The sequence below is a fragment of the Enorma massiliensis phI genome (assembly GCF_000311845.1).
GTDB lineage: Bacteria > Actinomycetota > Coriobacteriia > Coriobacteriales > Coriobacteriaceae > Enorma > Enorma massiliensis.
This window is the reverse complement of sequence record NZ_HE978575.1, coordinates 304,771-326,516: the sequence shown is the minus strand read 5'-3', so window position 1 is coordinate 326,516 and position 21,746 is coordinate 304,771. Positions and strand designations below refer to the sequence as shown.

Genomic DNA, 21,746 nt, shown 5'->3' with positions numbered 1-21,746 from the left:
AGAACGCGGGCGGCGCTCGAACTTCGCCCGACAAGGCAAACGTTGTCCGAAACTCGCCCGAGAACGCGAGCACTACCCCAAAGCCCTCACACAAACGCGCTCGCAAGCACGCGCGTGGCAGAACATACCCGTACGTGCTATCCTATTTCATTCACCATACGAAGCGCCGAGATACGTCGGCGCGCGGAGAGCAGCCATAGCGCACGCGGTAATGCGCTCAGACAGCGCGGAGGGAGGCCCATGGCATACGACCCCATACAAGAAGATTGCCTGCGCCTGATCCTCGGCGCGATGCAGCGCGAGCGCATCTATCCCATCGAGAACGCGCCGTTCATCGAATCGTGCCTGCAGAAGTACAACCGCGACCCGGCGAGCCTCGTTGCCACCGATTGCGATAGGTCATTCCACCTGGTCACCCTTGCTACCGAGACCATCGACTACCGCCTGCCCTTCGCCCAAGACGACGAAACCGCCGATCGCGAGGCGGCAGAAGCCGAGGCGCAGCTACGCGAGGCATGCGAGCTCGACCCCGGTAACTGGGACGCCAAGCGCATGCTCGCGGCGGTGGAAGCCGAAACGAACGACGCCTATGTGGGCTACCTCATCGACCACCGGGCTGAGGTAGAGGCGGACCTCGAGCAGATGGTCTCCTCCGCCCACGATGTCTATGCGCGGGAATTCGCGAACGGGTTTGGCAAGCGGCCCTATGTGCGCTGGCTTGCCGCCATCGCCGCACGCGCGCTCGTAGCCGGGCAATACCGCCTCGCGCTCGATGCTGCCGAAGACTGCCTCGCTTTCGCGCCCGACGATCCCGCCGATGTGCGCCTGACCGCGGTGCTCGCCATGGCAAAACTTGAATGTACCCGCGATGACCTGCGTCGCTTTCGTCAGAAGCACGCCGCGGCGTACCGCTCGCCCACACCCGCCCGCCGCCGGCACCATCTTGCCGAAAAGACCTCTGACGCATGGGAGCTTCTTGCCGAGCTCGCCATCGCCTACCACGAGCTCGACTTCGCGGGCGCGACCCGGGCACTGCGCTCGATACTCCAGACCTACCCGCACGCAGCCGAGGCGCTTTACTTCCAAGCCGAGTTCCCCGACGGCGTCTTCGGGCGCGTTAACGTGATGCCCGGAAGCGAGGATGAACTCGTGCTCGCCATAAGCGAAGCTACGCCGCTCCTGCAAGAGGGGCTCGGTGCGCCCGACAACGCCGGACTCGCAGTGTGGATCGCCACGCACGAGCTCGTTGAGGGAGACCTTCAGGAATCCGCGAAACGCCAGCGCGCTCCACATGGCGCGCGGGGCGTGGGCGGCGGAGGCGAGAACTGATGGAAGCGCGGACCTACGTCTCGGCATACCTGGAGCGCATGTATCTGGCGGCGCACCCGGAGCTTACGGCGGCGGCGCGCGAGCTCGTGCACAAAGACATCCCGCAGCGCATGGAGAAATACGCCAACAGCGCCCATGAGCAGGCTCTCGTTGCCTACGCCCATGCCCACGAGCACCTCATGCAGCGCCTCCGCGCCATCGAGGACGTTCCGGACGACGAAGAGTTCGATCGCAAGCGCGCCCAGCTCTTCGACGAGACGCGGCTCGCCCTGTTCAAGATCGCCGAAACCGACCGCATGTGCATCGACGCGAACCTCGTGGGGCTTTTGCTCTCGAACATCAGCATCGACGCCTGCCTCGGCGAGCTCATGAAGCTCGAGCACCGCGTGCACGAGCAGCTCGTGAGCAACGTAGCGGGGTTCTCCGACAACGCGCCTCATTTTTGGGATGAACGGTTCGTGGCGGAGCGCACGCTCGAAGGCGCAGACCCGATCACCACGACAGCCGTCTTGACCGTCGAGGAGCCGACGCTCGTCGGTTGGCTCCACACGCTCGAAGCGCTCGCCCAGATGTGCCTCGCGAGCGCGCGCTACCGGGCGGCCGAGCGCTATGCGCGCCTGGTGCTTCGGGCTTCGGGGTACCCGAGCCATGCCGAGGGCACGGTGTTCCTGGCGCTCGCGCGCTTGGAAGATGAGGAGGGCTTTTTCGCCTTCGCCCATGAACTCGAGGCGGAGCGCGGCGAGCGCGCCGCCGCGGTGCTCGACGATTCGCCGTGGTTCCTGCTTGCCCGCACGCTCCTGCTCTACAAGCTCGGTCGCCGCAAGCCCGCGCGCAGGGCGCTCCGCGATTTTGCCGCGCGATGCGAAGGAGGAGCGTTCTTCCTGCTCAACCCCACCTACATGGCACCGTACCTGCCCGTGCGCCCGCAACCGCGCGAAGCCTGGGACCTCTCTCACCAAGCGGCATGGGACGCCGACGGCATCATCGTCGACACGCCCGACTTCATTCCCTGGGCGGAATCCGTTGACGGCGTCTACGACGAATCAGAGCGCTTCGCCAACCGCAACGGGTTCTAACAGGTGCTTTCTGCGGCGAGTTCGCCGCACGCCCGCCGTTCGCCCGGTCCCCTTCATTTGGCCTGAAGCGCGAAGACCTCCATCGCGCTCCGGCACCCGCCCAAGCAGCTCTTCACTCTAGGCACCTCTACGCTGCCACTCCCTGCTTGAAACTTTTCAATCGCAAGGCAAGAGTGAATATAAAACTGATACGCATGGCATGGACGGACGCTACGGTGCAAACGAGTGCCACGGCAGACCGCAGGCAGACGAAACGCGTTCAACGTGACGCCAGGCCAACCTCTCATATAAACTTTCATGCCGAATTACGCAATAAGAAAGAGATTTCAGTCCCTTACTGCGTACTTCGGCATGAAAGTTTATTGAAAAGCGGCAACGGACCGGCATCGAAAAATGGCAACAAGCATGTCAAATGGAGGCAGCCCCATTCGACAGTTTTGGCATTGCGCGCGAGCGGGAAGGGCCGTATACTGGCGCCGTTGACCGAGTAGGGCATGAGGCCCTGCAGCGCGTGTGGCGACGCCATCGGTCCGGCGAGGAGGAACGAGGTACCGTGCGCATCTGCTAGACATGTTCAACCACTTATTCATTTGGCGCTCGTAGCCGGCAGCCGCACTGTGGCGTCGCAACCCGCGGCCACACCGGTTCGCCAAGAGTCCCATGGCACCGAGCACGACGCCCTACCAGGAAGACATGCCAATGCAGATTACCCTTTCGAACGTGCGCTACGCCTATCCTGGCGCCACGGAACCCATCCTGAACAACGTAAATGTCACCTTCCCACAAGGCTGGAGCGGCCTTCTGGGCGACAACGGTTGCGGCAAGACCACGCTCGCGCGCATTGCGGTTGGCGCGCTCAAGCCTGACTCTGGCAGCGTGACGGGAGGCCTCTTCTGCGTGCTCTGCCCCCAAGAAACGGACACCCCACCCGACGCGCTCGCAGACTTTGCCCTCGACTATGGACGCGAAGCGCGGCGGTTGCGAGAGATCTTTCATCTGGACGACGAGATGCCCTGGCGCTTCGACGAGCTCTCGCATGGCGAGCGCAAAAAGCTGCAGGTCGCCGTTGCGCTTTGGCAGCGACCCGACGCGCTCGTGCTCGACGAGCCGACCAACCATATCGATCACGAAGCCCGCGAGGAACTCGCCCAAGCGCTCCGCAGCTTCACCGGCGTGGGTATCCTCGTGAGCCACGACCGCGACCTACTCGATGCGCTCGCGGACCGCTGCATCTCGTTCGAAGCGGGCAAGCTCATTGGGCGGCCCGGCGGCTACACGGCAGCGCATGCACAGGCAGAGCGTGAACGGACGGCAAACCAAAGAGAGCGACAGGCGGCAAAAACCCAGTTGGCGCGCCTCGCTGCCGAAAAGGATGCCCGAGCGCACGAAGCCGCGCGGGCGCAGGCGCGCCTCTCTAAACGCCACCTCGACCCGAAGGACCATTCCGCTAAGGGTAAGATCGACCTTGCCAAGTTCACCGGGCAGGACGGCGCGCGGGGCAGGCTCTCCGCTCAAATGGACGCACGGGTTGCCGCCGCGCGCGACCGCCTCGACCAAGCGCGCATCGAAAAGCGCTACGACGGCGACCTCTGGCTCGAAGCGCGGCCGAGCCCGCGCAAGACGCTTCTGCGCATCGACGCGACCGAAATACCCTGCGGGCCCAGCGTGCTCACGGTGCCGCGCCTGTTCGTGGGCAACACCGACCATATCGGCATCGTGGGGCCGAACGGCGCGGGCAAAAGCACGCTCCTGCGCTATCTGAAGCCTCGCATCGCCGCCGACCTCGCCGTCCTTGATATTCCGCAGGAACTGACAACCGAAGAGCGGCAACGCGTTGTGCGGCGCGTGGCCGAACTATCCCCCGCCGAGCGCGGACGCGTGCTCTCGACCGTGGCACAGCTCAACTCCGAACCGGACCGCATCCTCGAAGGCGGAAGAACAAGCCCCGGCGAGCTGCGCAAACTTATGCTAGCGCTTGGAATGCTGCGCGCGCCCGAGCTCATCATCATGGATGAGCCCACCAACCACTTAGACCTTCATTCGGTCGAGGCCCTCGAGCGGGCGCTTGCCGCGTACCCCGGCGCGCTGCTGCTCGTAAGCCACGACCATGCGTTTCTGCGTGCCTGCACCGCGCGCACGTGGCGCGTCGAGGGCGGCGCCGTCTCGGAGCGGTAAAACCGAGCTAGCCTCACCCATCGAGCTACCAGCGGCCGAAAAGCTCCGCCGCCTGCGCCATCTTCTCGGCCACTTTCACGCCGAAGGGGCAACGACCCTCGCACGCATGACAGGCGATGCACGCGTCGGCGCGCACATCAAGCGCACGGTAGTGCTCGCGCACGGAATCCGGCACCTCCGCCTGCATGGCCGCGAGGTCGTAAAACTTATTGACCGTGGGGATGTCGATGCCCTTGGGACACGGCGCACAGTGGCCGCAGTACGTGCACTGCCCGTAGTAGGCGTGGCGCGGCGCACCGGCAAGCACGCTTGCGTAGTCGCGCTCCTCGGGCCCTGCCGTCTCGTACGCCACGGCCTCGGCCACGTGCTCCGGCGTGGTGAAACCGACCATGATGCTCGCCACCGCCGGGCGAGTGAGCGCGTAGTGGATGCACTGCACCGGTGTGAGCGCGACGCCGAACGGCGAGGTCGCGGCGTCGAGCAGGCGGCCGCCCGCGTAGCCCTTCATGACCGTAATGCCCGTGCCCGCCTGCTCGGCGAGCGCATAGAGCTCCGCGCGATCGGGGTTGATGCCGTCGAGGCTCTCGTCGCTGTAATCGCCGAAGAGGTCGTCGAGGTTATCGCTCGCGGGCATCATGTCGAACGCCGGGTTCACAGAGAAGAGCATCATCTCGATGCCCGGCTCGGCCGCCGCGAGCTTGGCCACCGCTGGATTGTGGGTGGAAAGGCCGACGTGGTGGATGGTACCGGTCTGCTTGAGCTCCTGCACGTAGCCCCAGAACGGGCCGGCCATAATCTGCTCGAACTCCTCGACCTTATCCACGTAGTGAATCATGCCAAGGTCCATGTAGTCGGTATGGAAGCGCTGAAGCAGGTCCTCGAAGGCGGGCTTGACCTGGTCGAGGTCGCGCGTGCGCACGTATTGCTCGCCCTGCCACGTGGAGCCGAGGTGCCCTTGGATAATCCAGCGCTCGCGACTGCCGAGCTCCTGAAGCGCGTCGCCCAGGTTGGAGCGGCGCGTGGGGTCGGGCATCCAACAATCGAGGATGTTGATGCCCGCATCCTCGCAGGCGCGCGTGACGGCGATCGTTTCCTCGAGCGTGCCGTCCATCCATTCGCCGCCAAAGCCGATCTCGCTGACCTTGAGCCCTGTGTTGCCAAGCGTGCGGTACTGCATGATGCCCTCCCCTTGTTGACGAAGCAGACGGCGACATCCATGCCTGCCGCAAGCAGCGCTACCAGCACAAACACCGGCGCCGATAACGCATGGGCGACGGCACGCGGTCGCTGCTGCTTCGCATGTCCCTCTAAATGTAAGTATAGATGCTGGTGCGGACAACAGCTGACGGGTCCGCTGTGAATAGTGCGTTGTGATAACACGCAAACCACGAATCGCACGAACAGTAGGCCAGCGCAGGGTTTCGCGGGAATACGGTATGACCGAACGCATTCCTGCCGCAATGCCTTCCCCGATAGCCATTCATTGGTCTCGTTTTTCTTTCCCGATGATGACAACGTGCACCCGATGCCCCACAATGCGGTGAACGATTCGCTTTTGTGAACCATTGAACGGTACCGCATAAACGTCCGAGCAAGGGAGGCGCCATGAGCGATATCTGCGGCTCGCAAGCAGCGGCGCGTTCCATGCAGCAGCTCGCGCGCGAGTTCAGCGCTTGCCGGAACATGCTTGTAGCGCTCGGCAACGAGAATCGCCAGCTCATTTTCGTGGCGCTGCTCGAGCACCCCGGCGGCGTGCGCGTAGGCGATCTTGCCAAACTTGCACGGCTTTCGCACCCCGCGACTTCGCACCATCTCAAGGTTCTGCAGGACGCTGGCCTCGTCGATCATTATCAGCAGGGAACGAAGAACTACTACCACGCAAGCGCTCGCCTCGACCGTTGGGCGCAGCTCGCTCGCGTGACCGCGCATGCTGAGCAATTCGTACGCCTCGTCCAAGAACTTGATGCGCGGGCAGAAGCCGGGAAGCACGCGTGTAGCGAATCCGGCTCCGACCCTTCCCCTGCCACAGACAGCCGCGCTGCCACGAACCCTTCTCCCGCTGCAGGGCCCTCCACCGCGACGCGCTCTGCCGCGAAATCCCCCACTTCAGCGACCTTCGCCGCCGCAGGATCCTCCTCCGCGGGCTCATCCTCCACCGCGGAGCTTTCCACCGCAGGCCCATCCCCTGCCGCAGGCTCATCCCCCTCACCCCATTCGGCCATCTCCAGAAAGGAACCCGCATGACCGCACCGACCGTCACGCCGCCCAGCCCCTTCGACCGACACATCGCCACGCTCAACCGCACCGACCTCATGAGTCTCCTCGCCGCGCGCCACTCAGTGCGAAGCTTCACTGACCGGCCCATCGAGGAAGGTGCCGTCGCGCAGCTGCAGGCCGAGGCCGACGCTCTGAACGAGCGGCTCGGCCTTTCCATCCAACTCTGCCTCGACAACCCCGAGGCATTCGACGGCCGGCTCGCACACTACGGGTCGTTTCGCAACGTGCGCAACCACATCGCGCTCGTAGGACCCACGCGCCCCGGCCTCGATGAGGCGTGCGGCTATGCGGGCGAACGGCTCGTGCTACTCGCGCAAGAACTCGGACTCAATACCTGCTGGGTGGCGCTCACGTATAGCAAGAAGGCAAGTGCCGCGCGCGTGGCGGCGGGCGAGAAGTTCGTCTGCTGCATCGCGCTCGGATATGGCGAAAAGACCGGCGCTGCGCATAAGGTAAAGCCGATCGAGAAGCTTGGCCGAACGGCCGCCGGCTCGGAACTCGCTACGGCGCCCGCCTGGTTCGCTGCTGGTCTCGAGGCTGCTCAGCTCGCCCCCACCGCCGTCAACCAGCAGCGCTTTCGCTTCGAGCTTGCCGCCGACGAACACGCCGTGCACGCCCGGGCGCTGCCCGCCGTCTCATGCGGGCACATCGACCTTGGCATCGCTAAGCTGCACTTCGAGCTTGGTGCCAACAGCGTCTCTCGTGATTGGTCCTTTGCCTGAGCGACCGTTAACCAAACGATGATGGTCGCTCGGACATGCGCCAACAAGCGGCTCGAAAACAGCGCCGAGCACTGAAGACGCAGGGGCACGGTCGACACACCCAAAGCCCTTGCCGCCGTAGAAAGCCCCACTCTTCCAATTCGTGGCCGGAAAGCTGGCCTCGGCGCAGCGGCGAAGGCCCCGTCCGGCATCCAAAGCGCAGGCCGGGATCAAAACTCCCGCCAAAGGATCGGATTTTCGGGATACCCCTATGTATACAGAGAGCAGCCCGCCATAAAATGCCTGCTCACGGGCTCGCGTAAAAACGGTCTACTTCAGGGGTAGGTGAAAATCCGATCCTTTGGCCGGACTTTTGTTTATGGTAGCTCCATTCGACAGCAAATCTATGCAAAAGTGCCGCAAGCCTGTCCCAAATACGACAGACCGGCAGCTCAAAACACTCAACGGAGACGAACCGCAGCGTGCAAAAACATTCCGCCGCGCTGCCGCCGCACCGCCGTCACGCCGCGCTGCCGCCACCCGCATCGCGCTGCCGCGCCGCACCGCATCGCATTGCCGCCTATCGCCTCTATTCTCTCGCTGCATAACCCAGTGATCCAGCGGGAATAGTTGCAGAATGTGTAGCAGTTGCACGCGCCTCGTGAAAGGTCTCGCTGTGGAATTCGAACAGCTTCGCCAAATAGACGCCATCGCCCGCACCGGCACCTTCTCCGCCGCTGCCGAAGCGCTTCACACCTCGCAGCCATCGGTGAGCCGATCCATGCGCGCGCTCGAGCGCGAGCTGGGCTGCGAGCTCTTCAACCGATCGCGCAACCATGTTGAACTCAACGAGGCCGGCGAACTCGCCCTCAAGCACGCGCGCGCCATCTTGGCGGAGGAGCGCCGCATGCGCGATGCGTTCGACGACCTTACCCGAACCAACCGCACGCTCAACGTCGCGTCCGTCGCACCGGCACCGGTCTGGAGGCTCGCCTCACGCGTAACCGAGCGCTTTCCGGGCACCATGCTCACCTCGGAAACCATCGATGACGAGCAAGAAGTCGAGAGAAGGCTCTTCGACCGCTCGGCCGACCTTGCAATCACGCGGCGGCCCATCGGCCTGCCCAACGTGGTCTGCGTGCCGTTCATGGTCGAGAACCTCTTCATCTACGCACCGGCAACGGACCCCATCGCGCAGCAGACGAGCGTCAGGCTCGCGGACCTCGACGGGCGCACCTTCCTCATGAACGCCGACGTCGGCTTCTGGGGCGACATGACGCGCGCGGCACTGCCCAACGCGCGAATCATCATGCAGCAGGATTCCAACGTGCTCGCACAGCTGATTCGCACGTCGGATGTGCTGGGCTTTGTCACCGACGTATCCGAGTTCAACCACCCCGACGAGAACCGCGTGCGCGTGCCCATCCAAGACGCCGACGCGCACGCCACGTTCTACGTGGTCGCCATGATCGACGCGCCGCAGGCCGTGCTGGATATCGTCGAGGCGGTTAGGCGGTAGCTGCGCAGCCGAGGTCGCCCGGTGAACACCCTGGCAGCAATGGAACCCGCGGCCAAGCAGGACCGATATTGTACGCAAGGCAGCGCTGGAACATGCTCCGGCCCCGCCATACGATACAACTAACCGGGTGATACAACTAACCGGGTTAGTTTTATCATTTTCGATCGGCCTATTCCCGCACTAGAAAAGGCGGGCAACCCGAAGGACACCCGCCTATCCTGCACTATCGCCTCGCGCTCGATACCGAGCGCGCATGCCACCATGCCTTTCGGCTGCACGCCTACGCCTGCGCGGCAATCTGCCCCTTCACAAGATTCAGCAGGCCGCCGATAAGCTGCACGTCGCGATGGTCATAGCAAATCGAGCGGTCGCAATCGAGCTCGGCAATCTTCGCCTTATCCTCGTCGGAAAGCTGAAAGTCGAACACGTCGAAGTTCTCTTCCATGCGCTCCTTGTGCGTAGACTTGGGAATCACGATGACGCCGAGGTCGAGGAGGTAGCGCAGCGCCACCTGGCCCACAGACTTGCCGTACTTCTCGCCAATCTCGGAGAGCAGCGGGTTCTGGAAGAAGTTGTTGGCGCCCTCGGCGAACGGACCCCACGCCATGTGCGCTACGCCGAGGTTCTCCATGTTCTCATGCGCGTAATGCTGCTGCCAGAACACATGGGTCTCGACCTGGTTGACCATCGGCGCTACCCCGGCGAACGTGCAGATGTCGAGCAGGCGCGTGGGATCGAAGTTGGAAATGCCGATCGCGCGGACGAGGCCGTCCTTGTACGCACGCTCCATGTCGCGCCACGCCGCATGGTAATCGTTGTAGGCCTGGTGCAGGAGCATAAGGTCGATCTGATCCACGCCAAGGAGCTCGAGCGACTGCTTGATGGAGTCGTAGGTCTTGCCCTCGCCGTAGTTGGAAACCCACACCTTGCTCACGATGAAGAGCTCGTCGCGCGCAACGCCGCTCGCCTTGATGCCGGCGCCCACGCCGCGCTCGTTGCCATACGCCTGAGCTGTGTCGATCATGCGGTAACCGCTCGCGATGGCGTCCGCAACGCAGCGCTCGGTGGTAGCGTCGTCGATCTGGAACACGCCGTAGCCGAGCATGGGCATCTTCACACCGTTGGAAAGGGTCTTGTACTCCATGGGAACCTCCTTTGTGCCTCCCGCGCCGTAACCCGTGGCGCCGCGAGTGCATGGCTTGTGCTTGGCTCCATTGTGCTCGCATGCCACGGCTATTCCCGCGTCTATGACGATATGCCGCTATACGCCAGATGCATGCTCGGCGCAATGCGAAAACAGCCCAGAAGGTCCTTCATCAGAGGAGGGCTCAAAAACAAGCAGACGATGATTATCTCGTCTTCTATGGGGACCTCTCCGCAATACCGCTCACTATCTTGTCGAGTGCTCCGCAAAAACTTATCGAATGTCGCAAATCACGTAACTTCGGCAAGATTATGCGGAGCACTCGGCAAGTTTATGAACCCGTCTATGCAGAGGACGACATCGTAGGAGCACGCCGGCCCACAAGCACACCTCCCTCGCGCAAAAAACGGCGCTGCAGGCAACTCACCTGCAGCGCCGTTCGAAACACACTGTGTAACGTATGAGCAGACGCCTACTTCGCGACCTCCACGACAGCGGCGCCCGCGTCAACGTGCACATCTGCCTCGGCAGTCATGGTCACGCTGGCATACTCAGCCGTGTTGGACACGGCAAGCACCACGCAATCAGGATGCCCAGCGGCGGCGATCTCGCTGCGATCGATCTTGATCATGGGGTCGCCGGCGCTTACGTGGTCGCCCTGCTTCACATAGCCCGTGAAGCCGCGGCCCTTCATGTCCACGGTATCGACGCCCACATGCACGAGAACCTCGACGCCGCTATCGCTCTTGAGGCCCACCGCATGCCCCATGGTCACGGTCACTTCTCCAGACACGGGCGCATACACCACGTCGTTCTCGGGCCAGATCGCGCACCCCTTGCCGAGCACCTCGCCGCTGAAGACCGGATCGGGCACGTCGGCCATTTTGACGGCCTTCCCCGAAACCGGGGCGCACAGCGCGAAGTCGGAAGCCTGCGCGGTGATCGCAGCGGGCGTGGCCGGGGCGGAAGGCTCAGCCGAAACGGCCTTCTTGAACTTATCGAAGAGTCCCATACAGTTCGCTCCTTTACAAAGGCTGGTCATTACCACCAGTTTACGAGCCTTCTACCCCGTCTTCCGCGAGGATTATCAGTTACGCCACCCGTGCGTCGTCTTTGCACGTCACCGTGGTCGCTACGGCAGAACCTCGGCACGACGCAGCTCAAATACCGCAACCATTTCTTAGAATGCAATGATACGGTTGCAGGTTCATACCGGATGAGGCAAAGCACGGGGGCGCGCTTCGGAACAAAATACGAAGCGCATCCGAACGGGATGCGGAGCAAACCGAAAGCGAGCGTGGGGCAACAATCTCACTGCCATCTCATGCAGCGCCGGAGCCCGCTACTCCTGCGCGTCGAAGTCGGGCTTGATAGCGAGGTAACCAGCAAGCGCTTCCTCGGTGGCCTCGTAGAATTTCTTCGTGCCGTCGAGCTTGGCGACCTCTGCCATCTCTTCGTCAGTGAGCTCGAAATCGAAGATGTCAGCGTTATCTGCGATGTGGGCGGGATTCTTGGAGCCCGGAATGATCGACGTACCCATCTGCACATGCCAGCGTAGAATGACCTGAGCCGGCGTCTTGCCGTACTTCTCAGCAAGCTTGGTGAAGAACGGCTCCTCCTGCAGGCCCTTGTCGCCATGGCCGAGCGGATACCAAGCCTCAATCACGATACCGTACTGGCTCAGGTACTCACGGAGGTCCGACTGGGCGAAGTACGGGTGGCACTCCACCGTCACGAGCTGCGGCTTAATCTCCGCATGATCGATGACCTCGGCAATCTTCCCCTGCGGGAAGTTGGAAAGGCCGAGCGCGCGAACCTTGCCCTCCTTATAGGCCTTCTCCATGGTCTTCCATGCAGCGAGGTAGTTGCCCACCGGCTGGTGGAGGATGAGCATGTCAACGTAATCCAAGCCCAGGCGATTGAGCGTGCCCTCGATGGCAGCGTCGCCGGCCTCGTAGACCGAGGGCCAAAGCTTGGTAGAAACGAAAAGCTTATCGCGCACAACACCGCTCTTGGCAATGGCGCGGCCCACAGCCTTCTCGTTCATGTAGGCGTTCGCAGTATCGATATGCTCGTAGCCGGCCTCAAGTGCCGCGAGCGACGCAGCCTCGGCCTCGGCCGGGCTCATAAGAAAGGTGCCCAGGCCCTCGACCGGCATTTTGACATCGTTGTTAAGCTTCAGATACTCCATGGTAGCCTCGCTTTCCGCCGTGCTCGCACGGCATCGTTGTGCTTCGCCACCATTGTGTCCGCAGCAGGCCGGCACACCGCCGTCTACCCCGATATGCCGCTATGCGCGCGACGCATACTCGCCCGGAAAACAAGCCTCAAGACATCCAATGCGGCCCCGCGACGCAAAACTCTCGCCAAAGGATCGAATTTTTGGCCACCATCCGAGTACAGCCGCAATTGCGCTCGAAAGAATGCCAGCTAGAGGGCCTGCGCACTTTCGTGATACTTGGACGTACGCGTAAAATTCGATCCTTTGGCGAGAGTTTTGCTTTGAAGCCTGAAGTGGGACACAATATCCTGGCGCCTTTGTTCCATCCTTGTCCCAACTCAGCACCTTTGTCCCCTGCGAGGAGGCCGCGATGTTCAACCTTGTGCTGTTCGAGCCGGAGATACCAGCCAATACGGGCAATATCGGCCGAACCTGCGTGGTCACGGGCACAAGGCTGCATCTCATCGAACCGCTCGGCTTCTCGCTCGACGAGCGCGCGCTCAAGCGGGCGGGCTTGGGATACTGGGGCAATCTCGACCTTGCGGTGTACCCGGACTGGAACGACTTCTGTCTCCGCAATGGACTGGCCGCGCGCGGTCCCGAACCCCGGCTGCACCTTCTAACCAAGAAAGCGCGCCGAACCCATGCGGAGTCCACGTACCGCGACGGAGATTATCTCGTTCTCGGAAAGGAGAGCTCAGGCATCCCCGAGGAGCTGCTCGCGCGCTATGCCGAGAGCTGCGAACGCATTCCGATGCTGCCTGACAAGGCGACGCTCGCCAACCGCGCCGCCTGGGAGCACCGCACCGGCGAGCTCGCCGAAGAGGGGTACGCTCCGGCGGAGCAAGCCGAACGCGGCCAAGCGGGCGGGCATGAGGCGCTTCGACGGCAAGACATCTGCGGCAACTTCATCGATCCCGCGGATTACCGCATCAGCGCGCTCAACCTTTCCAATGCAGCCGCCGTTGTCCTCTATGAGGCGCTCCGCCAAACTGACTTCCCCGGCATGGAATGATAAAACGAACCCGGTTCGTTTTATCATTTTTACAGGGCGTCCTCACCGCGCTCGCCGGTGCGAATACGAACAGCCTCCTCGACCGGGGTCACGAAAATCTTGCCGTCGCCGACCTCGCCCGTCTTAGCAACCGCGCAAATGATATCGATAAGCTCCTCGACTTCCCCATCTGCCACCACGAGGCACATCTTGACCTTGGGCACCATGTTGAGCAGCACCTCGGTACCGCGATAGAACTCCTTCCAGCCACGCTGGTTGCCGAAACCCTGCACCTCCGAAACCGCCATGCCATGCACGCCCGCGCTGGTGAGCGCATCCTTGAGCGGCTCGAGCATCTCGGGTCGAACGATTGCCGTTATTTGCTTCATGGAATCCTCCTGTTGAATACCTTCGCTCTCGCAGGATAGGTGGCGGTTGCCGAGGCTACGGCACCGGGCCGTCGTCCGCGTGGCAACGCCAGCCGCCCGGGCATTGCCCCCTTGCCTGCGCAACATTCCCGCCGCCGGCTCGAACGGGCGAGTCGTCTGTCCATGCGGCGCTGCCCGCTGCCCACTCTACCAGTGCGCCGCTACACATCCAGCCCCGTGTACGCCGGGTACGCGCTCTCACCGTGCTGAGCCACGTCAAGGCCGAGCGCCTCCTCGCCGCCGTCCACACGCAACCGCCCATGGAACACGGCTTTCACCACGATCGCGATGGCCACATCGAGCACGAGAACGGCCGCCACCGTAACGAGAATGCCCAGCACCTGGTCAGCAAGAAGCTCCGCATTGCCCGTGTAGATGAGCCCGCCGATTCCCGTCGGCGAAAGCTCCGGAACGCAAAAGATTCCGGTTAGAACACCGCCCAGGATACCGCCGATGCCATGACAACCAAACGCATCGAGCGCGTCATCGTAACCAAGCCGCGCCTTAAGATGCGAGATCGCAAAGAAGCACACCGGCGAAACGACGATCCCCATGACCACCGCAGCCCATGGCTCCACGTAGCCTGCCGCCGGCGTGACCACCACGAGGCCGGCGACGAGGCCCGTGCATGCGCCAACGAGCGTGCACTTTCCCGTTGCCAATCGGTCCACGACCATCCATGAGGCCATACCTGCCGCACTTGAGACCACGGTATTCAGCACTGCGAGCACCGCGATGTGATCCGCCGCGAACGCCGACCCGCCGTTGAAGCCGAACCATCCGAACCAGAGCAACCCCGCGCCGAGCGCAACGAACGGAACATTATGCGCGCGGTACGTCTTGAGACCGAAGCCCTTGCGGCCGCCGAGAAACAGGCAAAGGACAAGCCCCGTGAGGCCCGAGCTGATGTGAACCACGTCGCCTCCGGCAAAATCGAGCGCGCCGATGATACCCCCGATGAGGCTTTCCTCACCGCCCCACACCATGTGCGCGAGCGGCGCATAGACCACGACCGACCAGATGCCGATGAACAGCGCGATCGCTCCGAAGCGCATGCGCCCGGCCACTGACCCCGTCACGATGCCAGCCGTGATGAGCGCAAACGCCATCTGGAAAACGATGTCGAGAACCGTTGGGTAGAGGGTGCCGTCGGGCACGCTCTGGGCCTCCGCAAGGAGCAGCTCAACTGTTCCAGCGAGTCCTACCTGGTCGAAACCACCGATGATAGGATTGTCGCCGCTCCCGCCGTAGGCGAGCGACCAACCCACAAACACCCAGGTGAGCCCCGCGATGCCAATCACCATGAATGACATGAACATGGTGTTGATGACGTTCTTGCGCCGCGAGAGACCACCGTAGAAAAAGGCGAGCCCCGGCGTCATCAGGAGCACGAGCATCGTGCAGACGAGCATGAACGCGGTAGAGCCAGTGTCATACATGCGCATTCCCCCTTCGTATCGAGCGGGTCATGCACGGCTTCGTGGCTACACGGCCGCACGGCTACGTGGCTACACGGCCGTACGGCTACGTTGCTGCACGGCGCGCTCCACACGCCGCATGGCAACTCGCCACCTGATGGCACGCCGCGAATCCGATGGCCCGAACTCGCGATGAGCCACCACGCCGGCACGCAGGCCCGCTTCCGATGGAATGCGACTATGGTAAAAAGCTAAACGGTCGCCGCCCGGCAGATTCGCCTCGTTTACCGAGCTACAACGAGCCTGAAACATCGGCAACCGAACGGCAACGGGGCGGAAAGCACACGTACACGCAAGAGAAACCAGCCCGCAACGCGCCGGAAACGCGCGTGTACATAGCTATGAACGCCATGGAAAGTCTCTCCTGGCCCCGTCACGCCGCGCTCGCAAGAGGGAAAGTCGACAGTCCCCTGCTCGCCGTCCATGATCATGAGCTGGTGGCCTCCGGCGCGGGCGCCGGCTCCAGCAGACCGGACGCCCTGGGCGCGGGCCCCGGCTCCAGCAGACCGGACGCCCTGGGCGCGGGCACCGGCACTTGCGGATCAGACGCCTCCGGCGCGGGCGCCTGCAGACCAGACGCCCCCAACGCCGTCACAGGCGCAGGCGCTAGAACGAAACGTTGCCGAACTCGGAAAGCTCGAGCTCAGGGTTGTGATCGTGCGCCCAGTCAACGTTCCAGGGGCTCGTGAACAGCAGCAGCTTGCTGCCGCGCATGTCTTCCACGCGCAGGGTGTCGCGCGTAAGGTCGAGCGCCTTCACGTCCACCGAGCCAGGTTCGTTGGCTATCCAGCGAATATCGGTGTAGCCGAGCGGCTGGCGGCGCACCTCAACGTGGTACTCGCTCTTGAGCCGCTGCTCCAGCACGTCGAACTGAAGCACGCCCACCACACCCACGATTACGCTTTCCATGCCGGCGCCAATCTCACGGAATATCTGGACCGCACCCTCCTGTGCAAGCTCCTCCATTCCCTTCACGAACTGCTTGCGCTTCATGGTGTCCACCTGGCTGATGCGCGCAAAATGCTCCGGCGCGAAGGTAGGGATGCCCGCATACTGCACGCGGCGCTTACCGGCGCAGAGCGTGTCGCCAATAGAGAAGATGCCCGGATCGAAGAGGCCCACGATGTCGCCCGCGTACGCCTCGTCCACGATGGCGCGGTCGTCGGCCATCATGGCCGTGCCCGTGGCGAGCTTGAGCTTGCGCCCGCCCTGCATATGGAAAGCGTCCATACCGCGTTCGAACTTGCCCGAGCAGATGCGCAGGAAGGCGATGCGGTCGCGGTGGTTCTTGTCCATGTTGGCCTGGATCTTGAACACGAAGCCGGAGAACTCGTCCGACGCCGGGTCGACCAGCTCGCCCGTGAGCGCGTCCTTATGCGGGCTCGGTGCCGGCGCAAGCCTCAAGAAGTCTTTGAGGAACGGCTCTACGCCGAAGTTAGTGAGCGCCGAACCAAAGAAGACGGGGCTGAGCTTGCCCGCACGAACGGCCTCGAGGTCGAATTCGTCCGCCGCTCCATCAAGAAGCTCGATGTCGTCCATGAGATTACGGTGATTCTCGGCCCCGATGAGCTCATCGAGCGCTGGATCGCCCAGCTCGGCCTCAATCTCATCCACCTTCTTGGTGGCATTCGCGCGGCCGTCGCCCTCGAAAGCGAGCACATGGCGGCTCGCGCGCTCGAAGACGCCGCGGAAATTCTGGCCGCAGCCGATGGGCCAGTTCATGGGGTAGGTCGAGATGCCGAGCACCGTCTCGATCTCGTCCAGAAGATCGAACGGGTCGCGCGTCTCGCGGTCGAGCTTGTTCACGAACGTGAAGATGGGAATACCGCGCAGCGCGCAGACGCGAAAGAGCTTAACGGTCTGCGCCTCCACGCCCTTCGCGCCATCGATCACCATGACGGCGGCGTCGGCGGCCATGAGCGTACGGTACGTATCTTCCGAAAAGTCCTGGTGGCCGGGGGTGTCCAAGATATTCACGCAGCAGCCGTCGTAGGTGAACTGCAGCACCGACGAAGTCACCGAGATGCCGCGCTGCTTCTCGATCTCCATCCAGTCGGAGACCGCGTGCTTGGCACTGCTCTTCCCCTTTACCGAACCTGCCGCCTGGATGGTGCCGGTATAGAGGAGGAGCTTCTCGGTAAGTGTGGTCTTGCCCGCGTCCGGGTGCGAGATGATGGCGAAGGTGCGTCGCGAAGCGACCTCTTCGGCGATGCTTGGCATGGGTCTCCTCTGCGCAACGCGCCGGTCTGCCATGCGCTGACATGTGGCCGCCGACGCGCGAGGCGACGAGCGGCAGGTGCAAGCGCGAGCATGGCAAGCAGGACGTGCGTCTGTGCTCCGATGATGTGCGATTTCAACCGGACGTATTGTAACGCACTTCGCCCGCGCCCACGCCGTCTGCGCACCCCCTCCGATGCCGAAAGCGTACGCGTCCGAACCGCCGACTCCTCATCGATCTTCATTCTTGGGCAAGATTGTGTCGAAACTCGGCTTCTAGAGCCATCTTTTCGACACATTCTTGCCCGAGAATGAATTGCGCGCATGGGACCCCGACACACGGGACTACTTCGCCCGCGTCCGCTCGACACGGGTCGGATCGCGCATGCGGCTTGCGAGAGGGTGCGAGGGCCGGCGCACGCGCGAAGGCCGGCATGGACATGTGGCTCACGTGCGGGTGCGCGGGCCGGCGCACGCGCGACGACCGGCAGGGGCGTGCCGGCGCGGGCGCAGGGGCGGGCGAGCGCAAACGAACGAACCATCACGGGCGCTCGAACCGATGCGAGCACTCAAGCCGGATCGGTATGCGAGCGGCGGCTGCCAAACGGCAACCGTCGCGCATCAACGCCCGCGCTTCAAGACCGCGCCCACCACGAGCAGGGCCGCGCCCAACAGGACGAGCACGGCGAGCACGTCGAACGTAAACGAGAAGCCCGCAAGGAAGAGCTCCGGGCGCCCCTCCACATAGCCGGTCACCGCATGGCCTGCCAGGGAACTCATCTGCCCGTACAGCAGCACCGTGCCACCCGTCACGCCAGCCGACATACCCATGTAGCGCACGAGCGAGACGAGACTCCCCGCAAAGCCGAGGTCCTCTGTCTCAACCGACCCCATGACGAGCGCGTTGTTCGGCGACTGGAACAGTCCGGTGCCCGCCGCCATGGCCGCCATAAGCAACACGATAACGACGACGCCCGCATCGTCCGAAAGCCCGCCGACGAACCAGACGCCCGCTGCGTAGATCACAAGCCCCACGAGGCACGGCCAGAAGCTGCCGATACGGTCCGAGAGCGCACCGCCCAGCGGGCCCATGATGGCCATGCCGAGCGGAATCGCCGTGAGGATGAAGCCGGCAACATTCGACTCGTACCCACAGGCGTCCTGCAAAAAGAAGGGAAGCAGGTATTCGGTTGCGCCCACCGCAAGGAAGCAGAGGAACATCGCGGCAAGGTTGGCCGAAAAGACCGCGTTGCCGAAGAGGTCGAGGCGGACAAGCGGAGCCTCCACGCGGCGCTCTACCAACACGAACACCACGAGCAACGCAAGGCCCGCCGCAAGCAAGCCCATGAGGAGCGGCGTGGCGCCGTTCGCGAGGCTGGTAAGTGAGAAGAAGGTGAAGGTAATCGCCGGAGCGAGCAGTAGAGAACCCGCGGTATCGAAGCCCGTGCGCGCGGACCGGCCGGCCTCGGTGCGCGGCGCGTCGCGCGGCAAGGTCTTCAGGCCCACCAGAAATGCCACGATGCCCACCGGCACGTTGATGAGGAAAATCGATTCCCACGGATACACCGCCACAAGCATGCCGCCGATCGTGGGGCCGCACATGAGGCCGAGCGACACGAACGTCGAGGTTATACCGAGCGCGCGGCCTCGCTGGCTCGCAGGGAACACCTCGGTCACGATGCCCATGTTGTTCGCCGTCGCGCTCGCGGCGCCAAGCGCCTGCACCACGCGGGCGCCAATGAGCACGGGCAGCGTCGTTGCAAGGCCGCAGAGCGCCGAGCCCGCTGTAAAGAGCGCGACGCCAACCTGGAAGAAGCGCACCTTGCCGTAACGGTCGCCCAAGCGGCCGAACACGAGCACGGTTACGCAGCATGCGAGCAGGTAGATGCTCGAAACCCATTGGATATCGGCTGCCCCCACGCCGAGCTCGCGCTGCATCGCGGGCAGAGCAACGTTCACGATGCTGCTGTCGAGCGTAGACATGAAGGTCATGGCTACGACGGTGAAGAGCACGACCCATTTGCCAGCGGTCGGACGGGGCGCAGGCACGGCATGCGGCGTCGGCGCGGACTGCGACGCCTGTGCAGGGCGCGGTACACGCTCACCGCCCTGCTCCTGCGCGGAACGTGGCGACTCTGCAGGGTGCGACGCCTGCGCGGCACACGGCACCTGCACAGCGTCCGGTGCCTGCACAGCGCAGGGTGCCTGCGCGGCACACGTCTCCCGCCCGCTGCGGGCCACTTCGACAGATTGCCTGTTCTCAGCATGATTCATGCGCAAACCTCCCCAGGCAGACGCGGACACATCCACGCGCCTTGGAGCGCGCCTCCCCGGGGCATACAGCCCCAGGCGCTTATCGCGTGCGGGTGGCCGCCATTGACCGGCGACCGCACCGCGATCGGCCGCAGCATCATAGCACGGCAGCGCCAGCGAACAGCCTGCCTCACAGTAAAATCAACCGCCTGCGCGCTCGCCCCGCCCCACCCGCCGCTTGCGCAGCCCGCCGCCCTTCCACAGGGAAAACGCCCGCTGCCCGGGTATAACCAAGGAAAGGTCGTCATGCGGGAAGGAGCCGCCATGTTCTTCAAAAACGTCCTGGTGCCCTACGACGAATCTGAACACGCCCTGAGCGCGCTGCACATCGCGTTCGGCATGGTGGGAGGAGATCCCGAAGCTACGATTCACGTTGTCACGGTCGTAGCGGCAGGGCCGCTCGCCTCGCCCACGCTCAGCAGCGACGCCTTCGATGCGCCCGATAACCTAAGCGAGGAGCTCGAATCCGACGGCGTCATGGGGCCCGCGCTCCACCGCATGCGCACCGAAATCCAGCACGTGGTCGATGACGCGCGCGACGACGCCTCGTGCCAGATCGTGACGAGCGCGGCACTTTCAGGCTCTCCTGTGGAAGGCATCGCGGAATACGTGGACAACCACAACATCGACCTCGTGGTCATGGGGCGCCGTGGCCTTGGAGCCCTCCGCGGCATGCTCGGCAGCGTGAGCTTCGGCGTACTGCGCTCGGTCGACGTGCCGGTGCTTACGGTGAAGTAAGCAGCGTGCGCTCGCTCCGCTTACCCGATTTCCCCGCCGTACCAGTTCTCAATCATGTGCCGGGCGATGGACGCGCGGCCAGGCAGCTCGACCTCACCCGACGCGACGGCACGGGCAAGGTCCTCGCGCGTGAACCAGCGCGCCGCCGCAACCTCCTCATGGTCGACGGCGACCTCTGCGGTTCGAGCGTGGGCCCGGAAGCCCAACATGATTGACGCCGGGAAGGGCCAGGGCTGCGAACCGAGGTAGCACACCTCGTCGAGCCCCACGCCCACCTCTTCGTGCGCCTCGCGGCGCACCGCGTGCTCGAGGCTCTCGCCCGCCTCCACGAATCCGGCAGACACCGAGTAGAACCGCTCGCGCCACGCCGTGTTGTGCTGCAAGAGGATACGCTCCTCGTCATCGACGATGGCCGTGATCACCGCGGGCTCGATGCGCGGGAAGAGCAGGCGGTCCGCATCTGAGGGATTCGTGCAGGCCTGCGCCCAGCCGGCGAGCACGGGCCGCACTGGAGCGCCGCATGCTGGGCAGAACCGCTGCTGGCTATGCCATGCGCAGATCGCAACGGCACTCGTGGCCAGCCCAGCATCGCGCGTCGACGCGCAAGGCGCGAACGAGCGTAGCTCCACCCAATCAAAGTCGCGAAGCGCTCGCTGCGAAAAGGTGACAGCCGAGCGGCCGAGCTCGTGATCGGCACCGACGGCAGCATTACGAGGCTCATCGACCGCGCGCGTGATGTCGAGGGCGAGATACGGAACGGGCTGTGCAGATGGCCCCACCTCTCGATCGAGCCCAAGATATACAAAGAGCGCTCCCGGCCGATGCTCCTCGGATCGCACATCGGCGGCGCTAACCGTAGCTAGCCGCACCGTCCCAACGGGGGCCTCGGCATCCGGGCGGGGCGCAGCGGGATCGGCCGTGCAATCAAGCGCCGCCGGCGTCACCGACCCAAAGCGCTTGGGCACGGCGACGAGCCCGTTATCGACAATGACCACCCGCGTGCGGTCGCTTGCAAGCAACCGCCCGATGAGCCCCTCCTCGCTGCGCCGGTCGACATCGTAGTCAATGGTCGTCTGTGCAAGTAGCAACCGGTCCATAAATCCCGTCTCCATGTCTGCGCCTCCCCGTGGCGAGCC

General features: G+C 63.7%; 17 protein-coding genes. 8 read left to right on the top strand and 9 right to left on the bottom strand.

Annotated elements, in window-relative coordinates; translation table 11 throughout:
• Nucleotides 1–240 precede the first annotated feature (240 nt).
• The 3 genes from HGEM_RS08095 to HGEM_RS08085 all read left to right on the top strand — a co-directional run bounded on the left by HGEM_RS08095 (nucleotide 241) and on the right by HGEM_RS08085 (nucleotide 4,580).
• Nucleotides 241–1,329 (top strand): hypothetical protein, encoded by a 1,089-nt coding sequence (locus HGEM_RS08095; RefSeq protein ID WP_019128927.1) that lies wholly within the window; start codon nucleotides 241–243, stop codon nucleotides 1,327–1,329.
• A complete protein-coding gene (locus HGEM_RS08090; protein ID WP_019128926.1) occupies nucleotides 1,329–2,405 on the top strand; it encodes a hypothetical protein in 1,077 nt (358 codons plus the stop codon). Before HGEM_RS08095 ends, HGEM_RS08090 begins: the two co-directional genes overlap by 1 nt.
• Nucleotides 2,406–3,065: 660 nt before the next feature.
• A complete protein-coding gene (locus HGEM_RS08085) occupies nucleotides 3,066–4,580 on the top strand; it encodes an ATP-binding cassette domain-containing protein (protein WP_338081893.1) in 1,515 nt (504 codons plus the stop codon).
• 25 nt (nucleotides 4,581–4,605) lie between these two features.
• Here HGEM_RS08085 and HGEM_RS08080 read toward each other — a convergent pair whose 3' ends face one another.
• The gene (locus tag HGEM_RS08080) at nucleotides 4,606–5,757 is read right to left on the bottom strand and encodes an aldo/keto reductase (RefSeq protein WP_019128924.1); all 1,152 of its coding nucleotides are present in this window, start codon (nucleotides 5,755–5,757) and stop codon (nucleotides 4,606–4,608) included.
• Between the two features lie 428 nt (nucleotides 5,758–6,185).
• Between HGEM_RS08080 and HGEM_RS10615 the strand changes: the two genes are divergently transcribed.
• The 3 genes from HGEM_RS10615 (at nucleotide 6,186) to HGEM_RS08065 (ending at nucleotide 9,077) form a co-directional block, all read left to right on the top strand.
• A complete protein-coding gene (locus tag HGEM_RS10615; protein ID WP_019128923.1) occupies nucleotides 6,186–6,824 on the top strand; it encodes an ArsR/SmtB family transcription factor in 639 nt (212 codons plus the stop codon).
• The gene (locus tag HGEM_RS08070) at nucleotides 6,821–7,579 is read left to right on the top strand and encodes a nitroreductase family protein (protein WP_019128922.1); all 759 of its coding nucleotides are present in this window, start codon (nucleotides 6,821–6,823) and stop codon (nucleotides 7,577–7,579) included. Before HGEM_RS10615 ends, HGEM_RS08070 begins: the two co-directional genes overlap by 4 nt.
• A gap of 655 nt (nucleotides 7,580–8,234) precedes the next feature.
• Entirely contained in the window at nucleotides 8,235–9,077 is an 843-nt protein-coding gene (locus HGEM_RS08065) for a LysR family transcriptional regulator (protein ID WP_019128921.1), read from the top strand.
• Nucleotides 9,078–9,357: 280 nt separating this feature from the next.
• Here the strand turns inward: HGEM_RS08065 and HGEM_RS08060 are convergent, their stop codons facing one another.
• The 3 genes from HGEM_RS08060 to HGEM_RS08050 all read right to left on the bottom strand — a co-directional run bounded on the left by HGEM_RS08060 (nucleotide 9,358) and on the right by HGEM_RS08050 (nucleotide 12,412).
• The gene (locus tag HGEM_RS08060) at nucleotides 9,358–10,221 is read right to left on the bottom strand and encodes an aldo/keto reductase (protein ID WP_019128920.1); all 864 of its coding nucleotides are present in this window, start codon (nucleotides 10,219–10,221) and stop codon (nucleotides 9,358–9,360) included.
• Nucleotides 10,222–10,693: 472 nt separating this feature from the next.
• Nucleotides 10,694–11,233, bottom strand: coding sequence for a PTS sugar transporter subunit IIA (locus tag HGEM_RS08055; RefSeq protein WP_019128919.1), 540 nt, complete (start codon nucleotides 11,231–11,233; stop codon nucleotides 10,694–10,696).
• A 330-nt stretch (nucleotides 11,234–11,563) separates the two neighbouring features.
• Nucleotides 11,564–12,412 carry an aldo/keto reductase gene (locus HGEM_RS08050; RefSeq protein ID WP_019128918.1) on the bottom strand — a complete coding sequence of 283 codons (849 nt, stop codon included), beginning with the start codon at nucleotides 12,410–12,412 and terminating at the stop codon, nucleotides 11,564–11,566.
• Nucleotides 12,413–12,812: 400 nt separating this feature from the next.
• Here HGEM_RS08050 and HGEM_RS08045 point away from each other — a divergent pair, with 400 nt between their 5' ends.
• The gene (locus HGEM_RS08045; protein ID WP_019128917.1) at nucleotides 12,813–13,457 is read left to right on the top strand and encodes a tRNA (cytidine(34)-2'-O)-methyltransferase; all 645 of its coding nucleotides are present in this window, start codon (nucleotides 12,813–12,815) and stop codon (nucleotides 13,455–13,457) included.
• 29 nt (nucleotides 13,458–13,486) lie between these two features.
• Here HGEM_RS08045 and HGEM_RS08040 read toward each other — a convergent pair whose 3' ends face one another.
• From HGEM_RS08040 to HGEM_RS08025, 4 genes are all read right to left on the bottom strand, one after another.
• A complete protein-coding gene (locus HGEM_RS08040; protein ID WP_019128916.1) occupies nucleotides 13,487–13,825 on the bottom strand; it encodes a P-II family nitrogen regulator in 339 nt (112 codons plus the stop codon).
• Between the two features lie 200 nt (nucleotides 13,826–14,025).
• On the bottom strand, nucleotides 14,026–15,303 hold the full coding sequence (locus HGEM_RS08035; RefSeq protein ID WP_035101612.1) for an ammonium transporter: 1,278 nt from the start codon (nucleotides 15,301–15,303) through the stop codon (nucleotides 14,026–14,028).
• A gap of 645 nt (nucleotides 15,304–15,948) precedes the next feature.
• Nucleotides 15,949–17,562, bottom strand: coding sequence for a peptide chain release factor 3 (locus HGEM_RS08030; RefSeq protein ID WP_019128914.1), 1,614 nt, complete (start codon nucleotides 17,560–17,562; stop codon nucleotides 15,949–15,951).
• A gap of 618 nt (nucleotides 17,563–18,180) precedes the next feature.
• Nucleotides 18,181–19,833, bottom strand: coding sequence for an MFS transporter (locus HGEM_RS08025; protein ID WP_019128913.1), 1,653 nt, complete (start codon nucleotides 19,831–19,833; stop codon nucleotides 18,181–18,183).
• A gap of 303 nt (nucleotides 19,834–20,136) precedes the next feature.
• Here HGEM_RS08025 and HGEM_RS08020 point away from each other — a divergent pair, with 303 nt between their 5' ends.
• Complete coding sequence (locus HGEM_RS08020; protein ID WP_019128912.1) at nucleotides 20,137–20,610, top strand: universal stress protein; 474 nt, start codon at nucleotides 20,137–20,139, stop codon at nucleotides 20,608–20,610.
• Between the two features lie 20 nt (nucleotides 20,611–20,630).
• Here HGEM_RS08020 and nudC read toward each other — a convergent pair whose 3' ends face one another.
• The gene (gene nudC, locus HGEM_RS08015; RefSeq protein ID WP_019128911.1) at nucleotides 20,631–21,722 is read right to left on the bottom strand and encodes an NAD(+) diphosphatase; all 1,092 of its coding nucleotides are present in this window, start codon (nucleotides 21,720–21,722) and stop codon (nucleotides 20,631–20,633) included.
• Nucleotides 21,723–21,746: the final 24 nt, after the last annotated feature.

What these genes read in the sequence shown, in the direction of transcription:
- HGEM_RS08020 (WP_019128912.1), top strand. Translation starts at nt 20,137, where the DNA reads ATGTTCTTCAAAAACGTCCTGGTGCCCTACGACGAATCTGAACACGCC.
- HGEM_RS08050 (WP_019128918.1), bottom strand. Translation starts at nt 12,412, where the DNA reads ATGGAGTATCTGAAGCTTAACAACGATGTCAAAATGCCGGTCGAGGGC.
- HGEM_RS08030 (WP_019128914.1), bottom strand. Translation starts at nt 17,562, where the DNA reads ATGCCAAGCATCGCCGAAGAGGTCGCTTCGCGACGCACCTTCGCCATC.
- HGEM_RS10615 (WP_019128923.1), top strand. Translation starts at nt 6,186, where the DNA reads ATGAGCGATATCTGCGGCTCGCAAGCAGCGGCGCGTTCCATGCAGCAG.
- HGEM_RS08085 (WP_338081893.1), top strand. Translation starts at nt 3,066, where the DNA reads ATGGCACCGAGCACGACGCCCTACCAGGAAGACATGCCAATGCAGATT.
- HGEM_RS08090 (WP_019128926.1), top strand. Translation starts at nt 1,329, where the DNA reads ATGGAAGCGCGGACCTACGTCTCGGCATACCTGGAGCGCATGTATCTG.
- HGEM_RS08035 (WP_035101612.1), bottom strand. Translation starts at nt 15,303, where the DNA reads ATGTATGACACTGGCTCTACCGCGTTCATGCTCGTCTGCACGATGCTC.
- HGEM_RS08070 (WP_019128922.1), top strand. Translation starts at nt 6,821, where the DNA reads ATGACCGCACCGACCGTCACGCCGCCCAGCCCCTTCGACCGACACATC.
- HGEM_RS08025 (WP_019128913.1), bottom strand. Translation starts at nt 19,833, where the DNA reads ATGAATCATGCTGAGAACAGGCAATCTGTCGAAGTGGCCCGCAGCGGG.
- nudC (WP_019128911.1), bottom strand. Translation starts at nt 21,722, where the DNA reads ATGGAGACGGGATTTATGGACCGGTTGCTACTTGCACAGACGACCATT.
- HGEM_RS08040 (WP_019128916.1), bottom strand. Translation starts at nt 13,825, where the DNA reads ATGAAGCAAATAACGGCAATCGTTCGACCCGAGATGCTCGAGCCGCTC.
- HGEM_RS08055 (WP_019128919.1), bottom strand. Translation starts at nt 11,233, where the DNA reads ATGGGACTCTTCGATAAGTTCAAGAAGGCCGTTTCGGCTGAGCCTTCC.
- HGEM_RS08080 (WP_019128924.1), bottom strand. Translation starts at nt 5,757, where the DNA reads ATGCAGTACCGCACGCTTGGCAACACAGGGCTCAAGGTCAGCGAGATC.
- HGEM_RS08095 (WP_019128927.1), top strand. Translation starts at nt 241, where the DNA reads ATGGCATACGACCCCATACAAGAAGATTGCCTGCGCCTGATCCTCGGC.
- HGEM_RS08060 (WP_019128920.1), bottom strand. Translation starts at nt 10,221, where the DNA reads ATGGAGTACAAGACCCTTTCCAACGGTGTGAAGATGCCCATGCTCGGC.
- HGEM_RS08045 (WP_019128917.1), top strand. Translation starts at nt 12,813, where the DNA reads ATGTTCAACCTTGTGCTGTTCGAGCCGGAGATACCAGCCAATACGGGC.